This is a genomic window from Rubrobacter sp. M3-4 (assembly GCF_059772285.1).
The window spans coordinates 110437-129216 of sequence record NZ_JCBAJP010000002.1 but is presented as its reverse complement, the minus strand read 5'-3'; the positions used below and the strand labels follow the sequence as shown (position 1 = coordinate 129216).

General features: G+C 65.6%; 21 protein-coding genes. 7 read left to right on the top strand and 14 right to left on the bottom strand.

Going from position 1 to position 18780, the window contains the following annotated elements:
• Positions 1-67 precede the first annotated feature (67 nt).
• The gene (locus tag AC6EKW_RS02900) at positions 68-649 is read right to left on the bottom strand and encodes a class I SAM-dependent methyltransferase (RefSeq protein ID WP_273886882.1); all 582 of its coding nucleotides are present in this window, start codon (positions 647-649) and stop codon (positions 68-70) included.
• A 75-nt stretch (positions 650-724) separates the two neighbouring features.
• Between AC6EKW_RS02900 and idi the strand changes: the two genes are divergently transcribed.
• Positions 725-1300: an isopentenyl-diphosphate Delta-isomerase gene (idi, locus tag AC6EKW_RS02895; protein WP_273886881.1), complete on the top strand. Its 576-nt coding sequence runs from the start codon at positions 725-727 to the stop codon at positions 1298-1300.
• Here idi and AC6EKW_RS02890 read toward each other — a convergent pair.
• The 10 genes from AC6EKW_RS02890 to AC6EKW_RS02845 all read right to left on the bottom strand — a co-directional run bounded on the left by AC6EKW_RS02890 (position 1297) and on the right by AC6EKW_RS02845 (position 8995).
• A complete protein-coding gene (locus AC6EKW_RS02890) occupies positions 1297-2139 on the bottom strand; it encodes a phosphosulfolactate synthase (protein WP_273845911.1) in 843 nt (280 codons plus the stop codon). The genes idi and AC6EKW_RS02890 overlap by 4 nt on opposite strands.
• A 17-nt stretch (positions 2140-2156) precedes the next feature.
• The gene (locus AC6EKW_RS02885; protein ID WP_498513649.1) at positions 2157-3524 is read right to left on the bottom strand and encodes an MmgE/PrpD family protein; all 1368 of its coding nucleotides are present in this window, start codon (positions 3522-3524) and stop codon (positions 2157-2159) included.
• Positions 3521-3991 (bottom strand): carboxymuconolactone decarboxylase family protein, encoded by a 471-nt coding sequence (locus AC6EKW_RS02880; protein ID WP_498513648.1) that lies wholly within the window; start codon positions 3989-3991, stop codon positions 3521-3523. The genes AC6EKW_RS02885 and AC6EKW_RS02880 overlap by 4 nt, the downstream gene beginning before the upstream one ends.
• 18 nt (positions 3992-4009) lie before the next feature.
• The gene (locus AC6EKW_RS02875) at positions 4010-4627 is read right to left on the bottom strand and encodes a DsbA family oxidoreductase (protein ID WP_498513746.1); all 618 of its coding nucleotides are present in this window, start codon (positions 4625-4627) and stop codon (positions 4010-4012) included.
• 214 nt (positions 4628-4841) lie between these two features.
• Positions 4842-5318 carry a hypothetical protein gene (locus tag AC6EKW_RS02870; protein ID WP_273886879.1) on the bottom strand — a complete coding sequence of 159 codons (477 nt, stop codon included), beginning with the start codon at positions 5316-5318 and terminating at the stop codon, positions 4842-4844.
• Positions 5319-5431: 113 nt separating this feature from the next.
• Complete coding sequence (locus tag AC6EKW_RS02865) at positions 5432-5878, bottom strand: RrF2 family transcriptional regulator (RefSeq protein ID WP_273886878.1); 447 nt, start codon at positions 5876-5878, stop codon at positions 5432-5434.
• A gap of 128 nt (positions 5879-6006) precedes the next feature.
• The gene (locus AC6EKW_RS02860; RefSeq protein ID WP_498513647.1) at positions 6007-6990 is read right to left on the bottom strand and encodes a golvesin C-terminal-like domain-containing protein; all 984 of its coding nucleotides are present in this window, start codon (positions 6988-6990) and stop codon (positions 6007-6009) included.
• Between the two features lie 101 nt (positions 6991-7091).
• On the bottom strand, positions 7092-7298 hold the full coding sequence (locus tag AC6EKW_RS02855; RefSeq protein ID WP_273886876.1) for a hypothetical protein: 207 nt from the start codon (positions 7296-7298) through the stop codon (positions 7092-7094).
• A 147-nt stretch (positions 7299-7445) separates the two neighbouring features.
• Positions 7446-8210 (bottom strand): 3-hydroxyacyl-CoA dehydrogenase, encoded by a 765-nt coding sequence (locus AC6EKW_RS02850; RefSeq protein WP_273886875.1) that lies wholly within the window; start codon positions 8208-8210, stop codon positions 7446-7448.
• A gap of 119 nt (positions 8211-8329) precedes the next feature.
• Complete coding sequence (locus tag AC6EKW_RS02845) at positions 8330-8995, bottom strand: glycerophosphodiester phosphodiesterase (RefSeq protein WP_498513646.1); 666 nt, start codon at positions 8993-8995, stop codon at positions 8330-8332.
• Between the two features lie 309 nt (positions 8996-9304).
• Here AC6EKW_RS02845 and AC6EKW_RS02840 point away from each other — a divergent pair, with 309 nt between their 5' ends.
• The 4 genes from AC6EKW_RS02840 (at position 9305) to AC6EKW_RS02825 (ending at position 13318) form a co-directional block, all read left to right on the top strand.
• On the top strand, positions 9305-10309 hold the full coding sequence (locus tag AC6EKW_RS02840) for a LacI family DNA-binding transcriptional regulator (RefSeq protein WP_498513645.1): 1005 nt from the start codon (positions 9305-9307) through the stop codon (positions 10307-10309).
• Positions 10310-10405: 96 nt separating this feature from the next.
• Complete coding sequence (locus tag AC6EKW_RS02835) at positions 10406-11209, top strand: ATP-binding cassette domain-containing protein (protein WP_498513644.1); 804 nt, start codon at positions 10406-10408, stop codon at positions 11207-11209.
• Between the two features lies 1 nt (position 11210).
• A complete protein-coding gene (locus tag AC6EKW_RS02830; RefSeq protein WP_498513643.1) occupies positions 11211-12257 on the top strand; it encodes an ABC transporter permease in 1047 nt (348 codons plus the stop codon).
• Positions 12254-13318: an ABC transporter substrate-binding protein gene (locus AC6EKW_RS02825; protein ID WP_498513642.1), complete on the top strand. Its 1065-nt coding sequence runs from the start codon at positions 12254-12256 to the stop codon at positions 13316-13318. Before AC6EKW_RS02830 ends, AC6EKW_RS02825 begins: the two co-directional genes overlap by 4 nt.
• Here the strand turns inward: AC6EKW_RS02825 and AC6EKW_RS02820 are convergent.
• Complete coding sequence (locus tag AC6EKW_RS02820; protein ID WP_498513641.1) at positions 13315-14007, bottom strand: phosphatase PAP2 family protein; 693 nt, start codon at positions 14005-14007, stop codon at positions 13315-13317. The two genes, AC6EKW_RS02825 and AC6EKW_RS02820, sit on opposite strands and share 4 nt — an antisense overlap.
• A gap of 244 nt (positions 14008-14251) precedes the next feature.
• On the opposite strand from AC6EKW_RS02820, the gene AC6EKW_RS02815 reads away from it, so the two are divergent.
• Both AC6EKW_RS02815 and AC6EKW_RS02810 read left to right on the top strand, forming a co-directional pair.
• Entirely contained in the window at positions 14252-15343 is a 1092-nt protein-coding gene (locus AC6EKW_RS02815) for an MGDG synthase family glycosyltransferase (protein WP_498513640.1), read from the top strand.
• Entirely contained in the window at positions 15340-16194 is an 855-nt protein-coding gene (locus tag AC6EKW_RS02810) for a hypothetical protein (protein WP_273886872.1), read from the top strand. The genes AC6EKW_RS02815 and AC6EKW_RS02810 overlap by 4 nt, the downstream gene beginning before the upstream one ends.
• Here the strand turns inward: AC6EKW_RS02810 and AC6EKW_RS02805 are convergent.
• Positions 16160-17281, bottom strand: coding sequence for an MGDG synthase family glycosyltransferase (locus AC6EKW_RS02805; protein WP_498513639.1), 1122 nt, complete (start codon positions 17279-17281; stop codon positions 16160-16162). The two genes, AC6EKW_RS02810 and AC6EKW_RS02805, sit on opposite strands and share 35 nt — an antisense overlap.
• Positions 17268-18698 (bottom strand): metallophosphoesterase, encoded by a 1431-nt coding sequence (locus AC6EKW_RS02800; protein WP_498513638.1) that lies wholly within the window; start codon positions 18696-18698, stop codon positions 17268-17270. Before AC6EKW_RS02800 ends, AC6EKW_RS02805 begins: the two co-directional genes overlap by 14 nt.
• Between the last annotated feature and the right edge of the window lie 82 nt (positions 18699-18780).

The following is an 18780-nucleotide window of genomic DNA, read 5'->3' as shown; positions in this document are numbered from 1 at the left end:
CTCCTTTCAGATCGGAGCCTCTATTCATATACTATACCCCCCTACCCTATATGTCGAACAAAAATCTCTAGGGTCGGGGGCAACGGAAGACGAAGTGGTAGGGGAAGCCCGCATCGAGGGTCTGGCAGGAGAATCCGGCCGAGGCGAGGAAGGCGCGGCCCTGCTCCGGCGAGAGGGCCTCGTCGGCGGGGGGGCCGGCGTCGCGCTCGACCTCGGCGTTCCAATCGACGACGAGGAGGAAGCCGCTGGGGGTGAGCAGGCGTTGCATCTCGCGCAGGGCCTTCTCTTCGAGCTCGTGCAGGAGGTTGACGGCGAGGATGCGGTCGGCGGAGCCGTCAGGGAGGGGGACGGCATCGTCTGAGATGTGGTGCACGGAGACGTTGGGGAGGTGTTCGGCGGCGAGCCGCTCGCGGAGGCGTTCGATCATCTGGGGGTTCTCGTCTATGGCGTGGACGGTGCCGCGGGGGAGCCTGTGGGCCAGGGGGATGGTGAGCGTCCCCGTCCCGGCGCCGTAGTCCACGACGGTCTCGTCTCCGGCGAGGTCGAGCAGGTCGAGCACCCGGTCGTTGGGCAGGAAGCGCTGGCGCTCCGGCCGGTCGAGGTTGCCCGCCCGGGAGGGATCGAACTTGCGTGGGTGCCTGCGTTCCACGGGGGGAATATAGCAGAAAAGCGCTCCGGGCGTGCTAACATCACGGGATCGCACCACGAAGCAGGAGAGGAGAGGATGGATCCGGCGGAGGGTGCCGAAGAGATCATACTGGTCGACGAGAACGACGAGCCGCTCGGCCCGGAGAGCAAGCTGCGGGCGCACGAGGGCGGAGGAAGGCTGCACCGGGCATTCTCGATCTTCATCTTCGACCGCGAAGGGAGGATGCTGCTGCAGCGCCGGGCGGCGGGGAAGTACCACTTCGCCGGGCTGTGGACCAACGCCTGTTGCGGACACCCCCGCTGGGGCGAGGGACTGGAGGAGGCCGCCCACAGGAGGCTGAAGGAAGAGTTCGGCTTCGACACCGGGCTCGAGGAGGCCTTCAGCTTCGTCTATCGGGCCTCAGACGAAGAGAGCGGGCTCACCGAGCACGAGTTCGACCACGTCTTCTACGGACGCTTCGACGGCGAGCCCGATCCGAACCCCGAGGAGATCGGAGCGTGGAGGTGGGAAGAGCCGCAGGCGGTGCTCGAGGATCTGGAGAAGAACCCCGCCTCTTACACGCCGTGGTTCAGGATCGTCGCCGGGAGGGTAGCAGAAGAGGGGCCGGCGGTCGGCCAGCCCCTCCGGGACGGGGATACCTCCGTCCGCTAGCCCTTGTAGGTGAGGACGCGTCCCCAGGTGCTCTTCGTACCCCACAGGCCACGCCTCAAGACCTCGAGCTGGACTATCTGGGAGTGGTCCACGAAGAGGTTGACCTCCGGGCCGTAGTTCTTGATGTACCACTCGAAGACCTCGGGGTCGGCCGCCTCGAACATCACCTTCTCGAGCCCCAAAGTGTTTATGACCTCGGCGGGCACGTCGGTGCGCCAGGTCTTCACGCTCTCGGTGATGCCCTCGGACTCTATCATGATCAGGTAAGCCCCCGCGTCGATGAAGCGCTTCGCCTGGGCGATCATCCAGCCCGGGTCCTGGGTACCCTCGGCCTCGAGCTCCTCGGCGGTCGTGGTGCCGCCGGCGCCGAACTGGATGCCGACCTCCGGCTTGGCCTTCAGGCCCGCCTTCTGCACCTTGTCCACCACCCGCAGCCAGTCGTCGGTCGGGATGGTGATGAAGCCGCCGGAGATCTCGATGATGTCGAAGCCGACGTCCTTGCAGGTCTGGATGTACTTCTCGACCGCGTCGTATCCCTGGGTGAGGACGGTCTCCATGAACCCGCCGGTCGAGACCATCACGTCGTGCTCGTGGGCGGTCTCTATGATCTCCCGGAGAGCCTGCTCGGGCATCAGGGTGAACGCCCCGCCGGCGAACTTCACCGAGTCTATGTACTGGCCCATCGTCTCGAAGACGTCGGAGAGGTAGCGCTTGCCCATCGCCGCGTAGTAGGGCCCCCGGATCTCGGTGATCCCGCGGGTGCGCGGCTTCTCCTCGCGCTCGTTCATCCGCAGGAAGCCAAAAGCGCTCCCCTTGGCCGAAGCAACGGTCTCGCTCATCCTTTCGTCCTCCTTCCTTACAGTTTCCCTGTGCGGGCGAGGAGTTTCGCGAGCTCCCCGACCTCTACATCCTCCAGGCGTCGTACGGCTTCGGAGATCTCCTCCCTGAGCCTCGAGTCCGCGTGCGGCTCCGCGAGGCGCTCGAACTTCTCCTGCGCCCGCTCCCAGGAGATCGGCCTGGTGAAGAACCCCTCGTAGTCGGACTTCTCCTTCTCGAAGACCTTCCCACCCCGGAGGCGCACCCTGAGCCGCGCGGGCATCTCCCCGGGGAAGCGGGCGCTCAGGTCGTCCGCCGGCCGCACCTCGACCCTCTTAAGGAGATCCTGTACGTCCTTCGCGACGATGCGCTCGGGCCGGTACTGGGCCGGGTAGACCTCGCCGTCGAGGAGGGCGACCGCGAGGAGGTAGGGCAGGCTGTGGTCGGCCTCCTCCTTGGTGCGGACGGTCTTCTTCTCCCCCTCCTCCCCCCCACCGATGATGTTGTAGGCGACGTCGAAGGTCTCGAGCTCGACCGACTCGACGTCCCCGGCGTCTATGCCGTGCTCCTCCCTGAGCTCCAGGATGCCCTCCAGGGCGGACTGGGAGTGGATCTCGGCGTTGTACCGCTTGACGATCGTGCGGCGTACGAGCTCGAGGTCCTGATCCGCCCACCCGGCGTCGAAGCGACCGGCGATCGCGTCCATGAACCCCTTGTTGCCCTCGAAGACCTCCGGCGGCCCGGTGATCCCGCGCGCGGCGAGGAAGGCCGCGTGCGCAGCCATGAACCCGGTGTTCGGGTAGGCGAGGCCCTTCCAGTTGGAGAGCGCCCCGGTGCGGGTCACGCGCAGGGCGTTGTTCGCGGTGCCGCTTATGGCTACGGCGTTGGCTATCCTTTTTGCGTCGAGGCCGAGCGCCTTCGCCACGCCCGCCGCGGCGGCGTAGGCCCCCTGGGTGGTGTGGTCGAAGCCCTTGGCCCGCACGGGCGCGACCTCCGAGAGGCGGCACTGCACCTGGTAGGCGACCGCGAGCGCGACCAGGAGGTCCCTCCCCGTCCTCCCGGCGTACTCGGCGGCGGAGAGCACCGCGCCGAGGTTGTCCGACGGGTGGCAGGTCTCTCCGGGGGCGAGGAACGAGTCGTTGTAGTCCAGGTAGCGGACGAGCGCCCCGTTGTAGAAGGCGGCCCGGTCGGGGGCGGTCCTGCCGCCCCCTATCATGGTCGCGAGCGGGTTGCCGCCGAACTCCTCTATCTCCGCGCGGATCTTCCTCACCGGCTCGCCGTCGAGGGCGCCTATCGCGCACCCCAGAGCATCGAGGATGCGTACCTTGAGCTCCCTTACCGCCTCCTGCGAGAGATCCTCGTAGGAGGCCCCCTCGACGAACCGGGCGAGCTCCTCCACCTGGGTCATGCCCGGACCTCCACAGGACGCGGCTGGTAGCTCCCGGGAACGGCCCGCATGCTGATCGCGAGCCGGTTCCAGCCGTTTATCGCGATGACGGCCATCGTGAGAGCGACGAGCTCCTCCTCGTCGAAGTGCTCCCGCACCCGCCGGTAGACTTCATCCGGGACGTGCCCCTCGGAGACCTTCGTCACCGCCTCGGTCCACTCGAGCGCCGCCCGCTCCCTCCCGGTGTAGAAGGGCGTCTCGCGCCAGGCATCCAGGGCGTAGAGCCGCTGCTCGCTCTCTCCGGCGGCCCGGGCGTCCTTGGTATGCATGTCTATGCAGTAGGCGCAGCCGTTGATCTGCGAGGCCCTCAGCCTCACCAGCTCGAGCAGAGAGTCCTCCAGCCCGCTCCCGCGCACGTAGCGCTCCAGGCCACCCATGGCCTCCACGGCCCCCGGTGCAACCTTGGTGTAGTCTATCCTCATCTGCACACGCCACCACCTCCTTCTTCACTCTACCGCCGCGGCCTCCTCGAAGAGCGTCCTCGTCTCCTCAAGACACCCCTCGCCGCAGCAGGGAAGAGGCCGCACCCCCACCACCCGGTGGTCCTCCATCCTCGGGAAGGCTATGGGGTGCCTCAGCTTCTTCCCGGAGGGGAGCATCACCGTCGGCGTCCCGCGCACCCGGTAACGCTCCACCCCCTCCCTCGCCTCGGCGAGCACGGCCCGGCGCGGCTCATCCCCGGAGAAATCCCGCTCGAAGCGGCTCATCTCGAGCCCGGCCTCCTCGGCGATCTCGAGCAGCACCTCCCTCCTGCCGATGTTGCGCCCCTGGGCGAAGAAGGCCCGTCTCACCCGCAGGTCGTAGTCGTGGCCGGCGTCCTCTCCCTGCTGGAAAGCGCACCAGGCAGCCTCGAAAGCCGGCAGCGTCGTCTCGGGGAAATCATCCCCCTCGTAGGGGTTGAACTCGGCCAAAGGCTCCTGGATAGCCGCTATCCACCACTCCTGCTCGAGCAGCCCGCGGTCGGGCCCTCCGCTCCCGAAGACCTCCAGCGGGAAGGGCTTCTCCACCACCCTCACGCGTCCTTCATACTCGGACATCAGCCTGTGCAGGCGCACGGCCGCGATGTAGCACCACGGTCAGTAGTACTCGGCCCATTCCCAGAGCTCGGCGCCGCTTTTCCCTTCCGTCATCGAGGCCACCTCCCGTCTCTCTGGCGCACAAAGACCTGCTGTTACGGAGAGCGTGCCTGTTCAGTAATTACCCTCCGCAGACGGGCAGGAAACCCAGCAGGAGGAGAAGGGGTTACGACCCCGGAAGTGAGTAGCGAACCGGTGTGGATCAGAGCGCGTTCACCGAGAGCACGACGACTACCACGCTGATCAGGATATCTGCCATCGAGACGGCGAACGAGAGCCCCTGCAGCGAACGACGCCTGGCTGAGATCTCCGCAGCCTCCCGCCGGTCCTCCGCGGCCTCCTCGGCCTCGGCCAGCTCGCGCAGACGGCGCCCGAAGTAGGCCCCGTGGGAGGCAACCAGGAAGAACAGGATGACGAGGAGCGCGTACTCCGCGTACAGAATCCCCCCAAACCCGCCGAAGACGCCGTCGAGGATCGCGAAGAGGAAGAGGAACAGCAGATTGAGCGTCCCGACCTTCGCGTAATAGCCTCCGATGACCGAGCGTACGCCGATGCGCTCGGCATCAGACCACTTCATCGCCTTGAGCGCCGGCGAGACCACCGTGGTCGTGAACACCACCCCGCCAAGCCAGACCCCCGCGAGCAACACGTGCACCGTGTGAACGATAGCCTCGACCATCTCCTGAACCCCTCTGGACCGACTGCACCTCTCTCATCACAATATTACCATCCGCGTAATAGTAAGTGTAGCGGGCGGTGTGGCTGCGATCACCGGCGAGAGGCCTGCATCGCTCAGGTATGCGCCGGGCTGTCCGGGGTACCCAGCGTGGCGGCGTCGGAGACGAAATCCGCCAGGGTCTGGGAGGCGAGGTAGCCCAGGATGGCGTCCTGTCCCTCTTCCCAGGCATCGTGCAGAGCGCAGGGCCTGCCTTCGCCGCAGGCCCTCTCCTCCAATATACAACGGGTCATCTCGAAAGGCCCCTCGATAGCGTTCACGGCGTCGGCGAGCGTGATCTCCTCCGGCGGACGCGCGAGTCGTGAGCCTCCTCTTCTGCCCTCCCGGCTGGCGACGATGCCGCTGTGGGAGAGCTTCGCCAGGATCCTGGCGAGCAGGCGGCGGGGTATCCTGGCCTCCTTCGAGATGACGTCCGCCGTGATGAGCCCACCTTCATCGTGCTGCGCGAGATACACCAGCGCCCGGAGCCCGTAACGTCCCTCGCTTGAGAGCTCGAGCTTCAAGCGATACCCCTCCTCCCTCGTCCTATGCGGAGCCTCACTCGGTTCACCTCCCGACACGCCTCCGTCTTCACACTACTCTGACGCACAGTGTAATGTTTGTCGGCGCTCCTGTCTCCCCGTCTCGGGGGCTAACCTCTGGATCGGGCCGCCCGGGAATCCTCGTCCACCGGCAGGCGCGCCGGTCTGCTGACGGCGAAGGCACGGTGCAGGGTCCTGCCCTGAGCGGCGGAGGTGCCGGTCGGGACCAGACGTTTGTACCCCACGGTGTACTGCGGGTAGATGGGATCGTAGCGCACGACCGTCCCCGGATAGGGGGCGTCGATCATCCTGCCGTCGCCCGTGGCTATGCCGACGTGTCCTATCGTGCCGCTACCGTCGAAGTCGTCGAAGACGAGATCCCCGGGGCCGGGGCTCGAGACCGCGGTTCCGTAGGAGTACTGCGCGGCGGCGGAGTGAGGCAGGTAGATGCCGAAGTGGGCGTAGACCTCCATCGTCAGCCCCGAGCAATCGACGCCCTGCCGCGAATCCCCACCGTAGAGGTACGGCACCCCCAGCCAGGTCTTCGCCTCGGCCAGCACGTCCTCTCCGGTGACGGAACCACCGCCGGTGGCTCCGGCCCCGACGGCGACTATCTTCACGGCGTCCGCGACGATGTACCCGGGAGATCCGGTCCAGCGGGAGAACAGGATGCTGTAGCGATCCCCCGCGTTCATCCTGAAGGTGCCGAGCAACACCCAGCGCCCACCGTTTCTGGTCTCGTCCACCCGCACCCACTCCATGCCCGAGGCGGTCTTTATCCCCACGGGGGCAGAAGGATTGTAGCCCGGGCTCGCGGGCCATCGGGCGTAGACCCTGTAGCTGCCGGAAGCCGGTATCCTGACCCTGAACGCAGCGGCGTCGGAGACCGCCTTCGGGGTGGTGAACCGGTAGTTCGCCCCGTACTTCTGCGGGCTGTAGGAGCTCGTCCCCCAGGCGCTCGAGGCCCGGAAGCGACCCGGGGTCGCGTTGTCCACGACCTGAGAGTAAGAGGCGGCGAGGGCCACGCCCGAAAGGAGACAGAAAAAGAAGGCCGAGGTGACGGCGGCAGCCCAAAAACGTGCGAGACGTCCCATGTACTCCCCCCTCCAGGAAGACCACGCTTCTCTTCTTCAAGAAACCACGCCCATATTATCGGGTGGCGGACGGGGAAACTTAAACCCGCGGGCACACCCGCTCAGGGCTTCGTGTCCGCGATGAAATCCTCGTAGGTGAGCGGCTGGGGCATGGCGGCTTCCTCGCGGCACATCCCTACCTCGGCCATCGCGGCATCCTCGAGCAGACGCTCGGCGAGCCGGGCATATTCCGGACCGAAGTCCCTCACCTCGCGGGCGAGGGCTTCGAGCTCCTCCTGCACCGCCCCGAGGGCGGCGATCCGCCTCAAGCTACGCGCCGGGATCTCTATCTCGCACCTCCGCCGATAGTCTCGGGCCGCCCCTCTCCGACTCTACATCCTCCGCTGGGGAAAGGCATCGCCCATCCAGAGGGTGTTCGACGGGCCACCAGGCCCCTTTTCAACCCCTCACCTCCTCTATCTGGGGGCCATCCTGATCGCGCCGTCGAGCCGGATGACCTCGCCGTTGAGCATCTGGTTCTCGATTATGTGCTTCGCCAGAGCCGCGTACTCCTCCGGCCTGCCGAGGCGCGCGGGGAACGGCACCTGCCGGCCGAGCGACTCGCGGGCATCTTCGGGGAGCGCCGCGAGCATCGGAGTGTCGAAGATGCCCGGCGCGATCGAGACGACGCGGATGCCGTAGCGGGCGAACTCGCGGGCTATGGGGAGCGTCATCGAGACCACCCCTCCCTTGGAGGCCGAGTAGGCGGCCTGCCCGATCTGTCCCTCGAAAGCTGCGACGGAGGCGGTGTTGACGATGACCCCGCGTTCCCCGTCCCGGGTGGGCTCGTTCTCGGCCATCACCGCCCCTGCGAGTCGGATGGCGTTGAAGGTGCCGATCAGGTTGACCTGTATCGTGCGGGTGAACAACCCCAGGTCATGGACGCCCTTGCGGCTCACCACCCGTGCTGCGGGGCCTATCCCCGCACAGTTGATGAGCCCGCGCAGCGTCCCCATCCGCCGCGCCGCCTCGACGGCCGCCTTCACGCTCTCCTCGTCGGTGACGTCGGTGCGGACGAAGGTTGCCCGCCCACCGAGCTCCGAGGTCGTCTTTTCCCCGGCTTCTTCGTTTATCTCGGCGATCACCACGCCCGCCCCCTCACCGACCAGCATGCGCGCCGTGGCAGCCCCGAGCCCGGATCCCCCACCGGTAACGATGAACACACCATCTCTTGTCTGCATCTCTCCCCTCCGTAAGGGCAGCGCCACACATCTCCCTCACCCGCACGGCGAACCGCGCGGACCGCCGATATCATAGCGGTAACGCCCGCGAGAATCCGGATGTGCCGCCGTCGGGCCTGCTACAGGCGGTGCTGCGGGTCGAGTTGCTGCTCGATCGCGTCCGTCGCGATGCCGTCGGGCTCGAGAGAGGCGAGCTCCGAGTAGGTCTCCTGGTCGGGGGCCGTCCAGAGGAACACACCCACCCCGGCACCGCGCAGAACCCTCACCATCTCCTCCGAGGCGCCCCTGTACTCCAGCATCGCCGCATCCGCCCTGCTCTCCCGCACCACCCGGCTCACCTCACGAGCGGCCTCCGCCGCAGATGTCCTTCTCTGCGCGAGCGAGATACCGGTCGCGACCCCCGGCGCCTCCTGCTTGAAACGGGCGATCACCCGGCGGTCCGTGGAGCTGACGAGCGTCCTCTCCAGAAGCCCGTACCGGCGCAGCATCCCGCAGGCCCGCTCCTCCCCCCCGCGCCTCTTCCAGTCGAGGTTGAGGATCATGTCCGAGCCTGCGACCACCCTGAGGAACTGCTCCATGTCCGGCAGGCTTTCGGCCCTCTCTCCTGTGGGCTCATCGTGCGAGACGACGAGCCTTCCGTCCCGGAGCGCCACGACGTCGAACTCCACCGCCCGAGCACCTATCTCCGCGGTGCGCTCCACCGCCGCAAGAGAGTTCTCCGGTCGCCCTTCCCCGTGCGCCCCCCTGTGAGCCACAGCAACCGTCGAATCGAAGGGGAACTCCATCCACACAGCGCGTTCCTGCCCTGCACCAGATCTCCGTGTAAACCTCTCCACAGGGCGGAGAGGATAGCACCAAAATCCCGTTTCAAAGCAGAAGATCGTTCGAAGTCTCACACCGGGAGCCATGCAGGCATACCTTCAGTACACGGTATCACCACAGTCGTATGACACGGGATCAACCACCCATCTCGACTTGGGGAACCCTTTCAGCATCAGAGCTCGTCAATCTGTCGATAGCAACCCCAGGAGAGTTTCGACCAAGCCCCGATGATAAACTTGTCAGCACCCATGAGTGGAGGGTCATCTCGGAACTTGGGGCGGGTTACACTACGCGACGTGGCGCAAGAGGCCGGGGTTTCGATCAAGACGGTCTCCCGCGTGATCAACGGCGAGCGCGAGGTCAATCCGGAGACGGCGGCGAGGGTGTCTGAGGTGGCGGCCAGGCTAGGTTATCGTCCAAACGAGCTTGCCCGCAGCCTCAAGGGTCGCCACACACGTACGATTGGGCTCATGATCGCCGACATCTCCAACCCCTTCTACGCGGCGCTAGCGCGAGCGGTCGAGGAGGTGACCCGTTCTCGCGGGTACACGATGATCCTGTGCGCCTCCTCGGAGGATCCGGAGATAGAACGTGAGTACGTCGAGGTGCTCTCCGGGCGACGGGTTGACGGGCTTCTTTTTGTCCCGGCACCCGGCGACGGCAGCCATCTGCGCAGGGAGCTGGAGGCCGGCCTCCCCATGGTCGCGATCGATCGCCCGGCAGAGGGCATCCGCACCGACACGGTGACGGTCCAGAACGCAGCCGGCACCAGGAAAGCCGTGGAGCACCTGATCTCCCACGGCCACCAGCATATAGCCTTCATCGGAGGCGGCAAACGCCTCCACACGACCCGCAAGCGGCTGCAAGGCTACCTTGAAGCCACGAGAACCACAGGATTGCGAGAATGTTTTCGGCTAGGCTGCAGCACCGCTTCCGCAGCAGAGGAAGCAATGCTCGAGCTGCTCGAAGCTCCCGACCATCCCACCGCCATCTTCGCGGGGAACAACCTGATCTCGATCGGTGTTCTCGAAGCCATCGCCCGTGCCGGACTACGCATCCCCTACGATATCGCCTTCGCCGGCTTCGATGATTTTCCCCTCGCCTCCTCCCTCCGACCTCGCCTCACCCTGGTGCGACAACCAGTCGACGAACTGGGGCGTAAAGCCGCTGAGCTTCTCTTCGATCGGCTTGAGGGAAAGAAATCTTCTTCTCCAAGCCGGATCATCCTTCCCACCCGCCTCATCGTGCGTGAGTCCTGTGGCTGCGTACCTTCCTGATCCGATGCTTGACACGTACGGGGGGCTTGTGATACTGTGCGTTTTGACAAGGTTGTCAATACGGTGGAGAAAGGGAACCCGCGGCGGAGGTAGGTCGTGACGGGTAGTAACCCAGAAAAAGATCTTGTAGGAACTGACAAGGAACCCGTTCTTCAGGTTAGCAGGGTAAGCAAGTCTTTCGGTGCCGTACAGGCATTGAGGGATGTAGATTTCGAGGTCTATCCAGACGAAGTCGTAGCCCTATGCGGCGACAACGGGGCGGGAAAGTCCACGCTCATAAACATCATCACGGGGGTCTTTCCACCGGATTCTGGGGAGATCTTCTTCCAAGGCGAGCGAGTTGAGTTTTCCACGCCGCAGGACGCACGCGAGCGGGGCATAGAAACAGTTTATCAGGATCTTGCCGCCGCCCCGCATCTCGATGCGGTCGCAAATATGTTTCTAGGGCGTGAGAAGTACAGGAAAGGGATTTTGGGACGGCTCGGGTTCCTAGATCACAAGGCGATGAGAAAGGAAGCCGAGGAGCAACTGGAACGCCTCAAAATTCGGGTACAGGACATGCGAAAGCCGGTGAGCACCTTCTCCGGGGGGATGCGCAAGGGCGTGGTGGTGGCCCGGGCAGCGATGTGGGCGAGCAAGCTCATCGTGATGGACGAGCCCACGGCCGCACTAGGTGTCAACCAGGTGAGGGTGGTTCTGGACATAATCCGCAAAGTGAGGGACTCCGGGATACCGGTCATCTTCATCAGCCACAGCCTACCCGAGGTTTTCGAGGTAGCCGACCGCATTGTCGTATTGCGACTCGGGCAGGTGGCGGCCGAGCTAGACCCTGCCTCGTGCTCCATGGACGATGTGGTTGCGGCCATGACCGGTTCGGCTGGCGGTGGAAAGGTGGCCTGAGATGGTGAAGCTGAAAGCCAGGTTGACAAGTAAGGAGGTTGGAGAGCAGAGTCTGCGGCGTTTTGGCATCTCATCGGCGTTCATATTCCTGATTCTGCTCGCGCTGATCGTCATCTTCTCCATCCTGGAGGGCGGAGCGTTCCTGAGCGGCAAGAACTTCATGAACATAGCCGTTGACGCCTCGGAGCTCCTGCTCATGGCCGTCGGGATGACGTTCGTCATCATAACCGCCGGCATAGATCTCTCGGTCGGTGCAACCCTCGTGCTCTCTAGCGTGGTCGCCGCCAACACCATGGTTGCGCTCTCCGGCACTCCGCAGCAGGTGCACCACTACATCTACCCGCACCAAAATGTCGCTATACCGGTGGGCATACTCGTCGGGCTCGCTGTCGGCGTGGTCTGTGGGCTCATAAACGGGCTCGTGATCACGCGCCTCAAGCTGACGCCGTTCATAGCAACGCTAGGCACGCTGGGACTCTTCCTGGGTACGGCCCAGATACTCTCTGGTGGGGTGAACGTTCCCTACGTACCACCGGCGATCCAGTCCCAGATCGGCACGCGCAATCTGTTCGGTATGCTGCCGGTCCCGATCGCGGTCGCCATCGTCGTCGTCGTGATAGCCGCTCTCGCTCTGCGGCAGACCCGCTTCGGGCGCTACACGTACGCCATCGGCTCCAGCGCGGAGGCGGCACGCAAGGTGGGGATAAACGTCGAGCGTCACCTACTCAAGGTATACGTACTCTCCGGCTTCCTCTCCGGGCTCGCCGGGATAATAGACCTCGCCCGGTTCAATACCGCATCTCCGGGGACGCATACCCTTGACAATCTAAATGTAATCTCTGCCGTGGTTATAGGAGGAGCAAGCCTCTTCGGCGGGATCGGGAGCATCCTGGGCTCGGTAGTCGGCACCTTCATACCCGCGGTCCTGCAGAACGGATTCATCATAGAAGGTGTCCAGGCTTTCTGGCAGCAGGCCACCATTGGGGTGATCCTCATCCTCGCGGTCTACATAGACCAGAGACGCAAGAGTGCAGAAGAACGTTCATGAAAGAGGGAGAAAGGAAAGCGATGGAACGCCAGAGCGGTAGGAGAGCCTTCAGTCGGCGGGAATTCCTCGGCGTGGCGGCCGCGGGCGGCTTCGGAGCGATGCTGCTCGGCGGTTGCGGAGGAGGGTCAAGCAGCGGAGCAACGAGCAGTACAGGTAGTGGACAGGCCAAAGCCAAAAAGAACTACAGGATCGTCCTCATCGTGGGCGTCCTCGGGGACGAGTTCTATACCACGATGGGCTGCGGAGCTTCAGCGGAGGCGAACAAACTCGGGGTGGATCTCAAGATACAGGGGCCTAAGGACTTCGACCCCAGCGAGCAGACCCCTATCCTGAACGCCGCCATCCAGTCGAGTCCGGATGCCATACTCATCGCGCCGACGGACAAAACCGCCATGATCGCCCCGATACAGAGCGCGGTGAACCAGGGCATCCCCGTCATAGCCGTGGACACGACGATAAACAAGACGGACATTCTTCTGGCCCACATAGGTTCGGACAACTTCAAAGGTGGGCAGGTCGCAGGAGACGCTCTCGCGAAGGCAGTAAACAAGAAGGGTAAGGTCTTCGTGGTCAACGTCAAGCCGGGTATATCCACGACCGACGCTCGCCAGAAGGGTTTCGAAGCCGCCATAAAGAAGTACCCGAACATCCAATACCTCGGGGCCCAGTACGACAACGACGATCCCACCAAGGCAGCCTCCATAACCTCGGCCGTACTGCAGAAGAACCCCGATCTCGCGGGAATCTTCGGCACCAACATCTACGCCGGGGAGGGCGCAGCCACCGGCGTGCGTCAGGCAGGCAAGAAGGGGCAGGTGAAGATCATAGAGTTTGACGCCTCCCCCACAGAAGTCAAGGACCTCAAGAAGGGAAGCGTGGATGGTCTGATCGCCCAGCATCCCGGGGATATAGGAAGGCTGGGCGTCAAGATGGCCGTAGAGTATCTCGACACCAAGAAGAAGCCGCAGAAAAAGAACGTCACGACCGGCTTCACCGTCGTCACCAGAGGCAACGTGAACGACCCCAACGTGTCGAAATACCTCTACAAGGCCCAGTGCTAGAAGCGCTCCTGCAGGAGCACGAAGGCACTCCCTGTCAGCGAGGCCCAGAATCCGGCGAGCAGGTAGCCGCCGAGCACGTCCGAGGGGTAGTGAACCCCCAGGTAGATCCTGCTGAAGCCGATGACGAGGACCAGCAACACCCCGGCCGCCAGCACGAGCCACCTCCAGCCACCGGAGAGTAGTCGGGCGAGCAGGAGCGCGAGCACCCCGTAGAAGGCCACGGCCATGTCGGCGTGCCCGCTGGGGAAGGAGAAGGAGTGCGGGATCGGATATCCGGGGAAGTGGAAGAGGTGCGGTCTGATCCTCTCCACGGTGTCCTTGACGATGGTGGTGAGAACCATGTCCCCGACGGTGCACACCGGCATGTAGAGGGCATACCACCGCAGACCCCGCAGATAGAAAAGGACGACGCAGACCGCGAGCAACACCGTGACCACCGAGTAATACCCGAGCGTGGTCGCTGCGACCATGAGCCCCTCGATGGAGGGAGAGAACACCCCGTGCACCTCCATCATGACGGCGACGTCGAGAGGACGGGTCACACCGCGGGAGACGACGTAGGCGAGCACGGCGAACGCGGCGAGTAGAAGGAGGGCCGAGGCCCCCAGGAAGGAGGCACCCCACGCATCACGCCCCCCGCGGCGGGTATGCCGCGGCCCACCTCTGCCGCCCGCTCCCTTCGGGTTCATCCTCTCAGGTTATCAGAGAGGAGTAAGAGGTGGATGAGAGTACGCTCAAGAAGACGGAACGAAGAGCGAGAAGGTGCTTCCATCGCCGGGAGTGCTCTCGAACTCTATGCTCTCACCGCGGACCTCGGCCCGAACCCGGCCGCTCTCACGTGCCTCTCACACCTCCCGGATATCCTATTATTCCTTGCGGAAACGTGTAAACGCCTGGCAAGGGCGCGGCGAGAGAGGAACCCGGATCCGCTCGATGACCCAAGGACACCACATACTTATACTCACCGCCGGGGCGGGAGGAGGGCACAAGGCCGCCGGTGAGGCCCTCTCCGGCGAGCTCGCCTCAGCCGGGCACCACGTCCTCGTCGAGGACGGTCTGAACCTCATGTCCGGGTGGATCGAACGGCTCGCCGTGAGCTCCTACCGGAAGGGCCTCACGAGGGGCTCGACCGGTCGGCTCCCGACATCGTGGGGGATGGCCTTCAAGGTCACCTCCAACCGACACGGGTCGCGCATGATCCACCGTCTGACGAGCAGCCCGGCTTTCACGAAAGAGCTGCGGGCCCTTCTGCGCTCGTCCGCCCCCGACCTCGTGGTCTCGACCTACCCGCTCGTGAGCGCGGCCGTGGGCCGTCTGCGCAGCAGTGGGGAGCTTCCCTGCCCAGTCGCGGCGCTCATCACGGATTACGGGGCGCACCCTCTGTGGGTCGCCTCGGGCGTGGACCTCAACCTCGTCCCCTCCCGCATCTCGGCCGGTCTGGTCGAGCGAGCGGGTGGCAAGGCCCTGGCGGTGCGCATCCCCACACGCGCGTCGCACGCCAGGGTAGACCGCCGAAGGGCGAGAGATGACCTGGGCGTCCCGCAGGAAGGGGCGTCCGTCGCCCTGATCTCGGGTGGAGCCTGGGGAGCCGGGAACCTGGGGGAGACGACCCGCACAGTGCTTGGGTGCGGCTGGCATGCAATCGTGGCGACCGGCGGAAACGAGGCACTGATGAGACGCCTGCGGGATCTGCTGGGGGGCGAGGAGCGCGTGCTCATCCTCGGCTGGCGCAAAGACATGGCGCAGGTGATGGCGGCCGCGGACTGTCTGATCCAGAACGCCGGCGGGATGACGGCCCTGGAGGCGATAGACCTCGGCGTGCCGCTCGTCTCCTTCGACCCGATAGCCGGCCACGGCGAGTACAACGCCAGGATCATGGAGGAGGCTGGGGTGGCGCTCTGGGCGCGCGACACGAGGGCTCTCGAAGAGATACTCACCGCCGGACATCCCCCCGCCCCGCAGCGCGAAGAGGGCCTGCCCTCCGCTGTCGAAGCCCTCGAAAACCTCCTGGCCCGCAGCCGATGATAGTCGGCATCGTGCTCATCGTCGCCTCGACGCTCGCCTACAACGCCTCCGTGATCCTGCTCGCCCTCGCCGCCCGCAGGAGCCGCGGGGGCGGTGCCTCGCTCGCGGTCTCCGCGGGCAAACGCTCCTCGGGCATCGCCGGGATAGCGCTGGACGTCGCGGGCTGGGTGTTCGAAGCCGCCTCTCTGACCTTCATCCCGCTGACGCTCGCCCGCATCGTGAGTGCGGCCGGGCTGGGGTTCCTGCTGCTTCTCTCCAGCCTCGCCCTGAAAGAACCGCTCGGGAAGGCCAAGCTCGCAGGGGCGGTGCTCCTGGTCGCCGGGCTCTCGGCAGCCGGCGTCTTCCCTCCCTCCTACGGTAGCGCATCTCCCACACCCTGGGAGTGGGCCGCGCTCGTCGCGTCCGCCGGCGCCGTGACCGCAGTTCCTTACGCGCTGCGCGGCGGACGGGCTCCGGCGCGCCCGCTCCTGTTCGCGATCTCCTCCGGCGTCTCCTACGCCCTCTCCGGAATCCTCACCAAGGGCCTGATCGACCTCCTGCCCCAGAACGCGGGTCTGGGAGACCTCCTGCCCCCACATCTGATCGGCTCCGCCCTCCTCCTCGCCGGGCTCATAGCGGCGAGCGCCGCGGCGTTCGACGCCCAGCTCAGAGCCCTGCGCGAGATGGAGGCTTCGATCGCCGCCCCGGTGATACTCGCCCTGCACACGGTGCTCCCCGTGGCCGTGGCTCCTGCATTCTTCGGGGAGGCCTGGCCCTCGGGGACCATCCCTCAAACCATACTCGGAGCCGGGATCGTCCTCACCGTCGCCGGGGCGCTCACCATCTCCGCCAGTTCGCGCGGAGTGCGCTGAGAACGTCCGGTGCCGCCGGGAGCCGCTCCACGGAAGGAGGATGCACGGCCCTCTCGAAGGTGCGCCCACGGATGATCGCCTCCAGCTCACCGGCCGACCGCGCCCAGAGGGCGACGCCGGCCCGCTCCATGGCGCGGGCGTTTATGGCGCCGTGGCCGGGTATGGGCCGGTAGAGGAGCACGGGGAGCCCAAGGGCGGCCGCCTCCAAACAGGTGACGCCTCCAGCGTTCTGGACGAGGAAGTCGGCCGCGGACATGAGGAGCGGCATCTCCTCCGTCCACCCGACGATCCGTACGTCGTCCCTCCCCGCGTACTCGTGCTGCAGGCGTCTCCTCAGCACCTCGTTGCGCCCGGTCACCGCCACGACGTGGCACGCCCGTGTCCCCGCGACGGTGCGCACACAACCCGCCAGGTCCCCTATCCCCCACGCTCCACCGACGACGAGCGCGACCGGAACCCGCAGCGGCAGGCCGAGTGTCCGCCGGGCCTCCTCCCGCGAGAGAGGTCGCCGGAAACCCTCCCGGAGCGGCATCCTCACCACGGTCGCCTTCCCCCCCGCCCGCTCGACCATCCCGGCCGAGACCTCCGAGGCTACGAGGTGGACGTCCAGCGCGGGCGAGACCCACATCGGGTGCACCCCGTAGTCGGTCACGAGCGCTGCGACCGGCACCGTGATCCTGCCACGCCGCCGCAGGTGCCCGAGCGCCGCCGTGACGAGCGGGTAGGTAGAGACGATGAGGTCGGGAGACGTAGTACGGACCACCTCGAGCAATCTACCCCCGAAGAGTGCCCCGACCAAGACCCTGACCAGGTCCGCGGTCCCCCGGAAGGAGATCGTCCACAGGAGCAGCGCCAGAGGACGCGGCAGGTGTCGCACCTGCCCCACGTACATCCCGCCGAGCCGTTCCGCCGGCACCGGGCTCATGATCTCGAGCCCGTCGCGCAACTCCACCTCCCAGCCCGCCCGCCCGAGCTCCTCCCCGAGCGCCTCCCCGGCCACAACGTGACCGCTCCCCACGGCGGCCGTGAGGATGAGGACGCGCCCGGCGGGAGAGCCGTCCGGCCCGGTCTCTCTACCCTTCGCCAACCCTCCTCCCCACCGCTCCGAAGTCGGCGAAAGTCTCGGCGGCCCCGAGCAGACGCGGTTTCGCCCCCGGAGCGGGCTGACGGGGCCTCTTGCCGAAGGTGGCCAGCCGCTCCAGCCGGGTGAGTTGCAGGGCGGTGGGCTTGGGATGCTGCCAGAGCTCCACCCTGAGCCTGGTCCCCCGCACGAAGACCCTCACGTGGGTGAGCATGAAGGTGGGAACGAAGACCGGCGGCCCCTTCAGCCAGGCCCGAATCGGGGTGAGCCAGCGCAGCCAGCAGCCGCTGTTCGCGACGATCGTCCGTCGTCCATCGTGCCGGTCGAGCACCCTCAGATCGGGCGTGTGGGTATGACCGGAGACGAAAGCGTCGATGTGCGGGACGTCGCGGTCGAGCATCGGAGGGCGTCGGCCCTGGACGACGAGCTCGTCTATCCGCTGCTCCTGGGACGGCCCGACGCCCGAGTCCGTATTCACCTCGTGCATCGCCGAGACGAACCGGCGCAGCGTACGCCCGAGCAACAGCACCAACGCGGCGAACAGAAGCAACGTTATGCTGACGAAGAAGACGGCATCCTTTATGGCCGCATCCACCCTGGGAACGAGCAGGTATGCTTTGTAGAAAATCCGAGGCGCATCATCCGAGACCGTGGAGAAGAACGCCGCGGCCCGGTAGAAGAGGTAGAGGAGCATGAAGGGAAGCATGAGCTTCCCGGTTATGCTCCCCAGCACGTTGTAGAAGTACTTGCTCGACATCCACTGCGGGATCGCCGAGAGCGGACGGACGTCCCGCATCTCCGAGAGGTCGAGGTTGCGTGAGATCCTGCCGAGGGGTACGATCCGGCGCTCGAAATCCCGTACGATGTGGAAGCCGAGCGGGGTGCTCAACGGCGAAGAGTAGTCGTCCACGCGGTTCGGGGGGTCGAACTGATCCCCGTGCTCGCAGTAGACCGTATACCGCTCCCCATCCCTCCCTCGCAGCCCCACCAGGTAGGAGAGCGCGAACTCGTCCACCCCGATCCCCTCTTCGAGGCTACCGCGGGCCCTCTCGTTCCACCACACCTCGGCGTCGTGGTTGCCGGGCAGATACACGATGCGCCGGTCCTTGGACCGAGAGAAACGGCGCAGCGCCTCGAAGAGACGCTCGTACTCGGGGCGTTCGAGGATGATCCCGGCCCGGTCCTTTCCCGCGGCCGGCTCTCCGACCAGCAGCAGATCAAGGAAATCCCCCGCGAGGACCAGCTCGACCGGCCCCTCGTGGGTGGAGATGTCCTCGACGAGCTGGGTGAGTTCCTCCGCGGCCTCGAACCCGTCGCACCCGGGGTCCCCGCCTATGTGACAGTCCGAGACGAAGACGACCAGCGCATCCTCCCCGAGGACCTTCACCCGGTCCTCCAGAAACCTCTCGTCTTCCGCACCCATTGCTTGATCATTTTAATCTTCGTTATGAAGAATTCGGTAAGAAGGTGAACCCCGGGGCGAACGGGTATATATGATCCCTGGT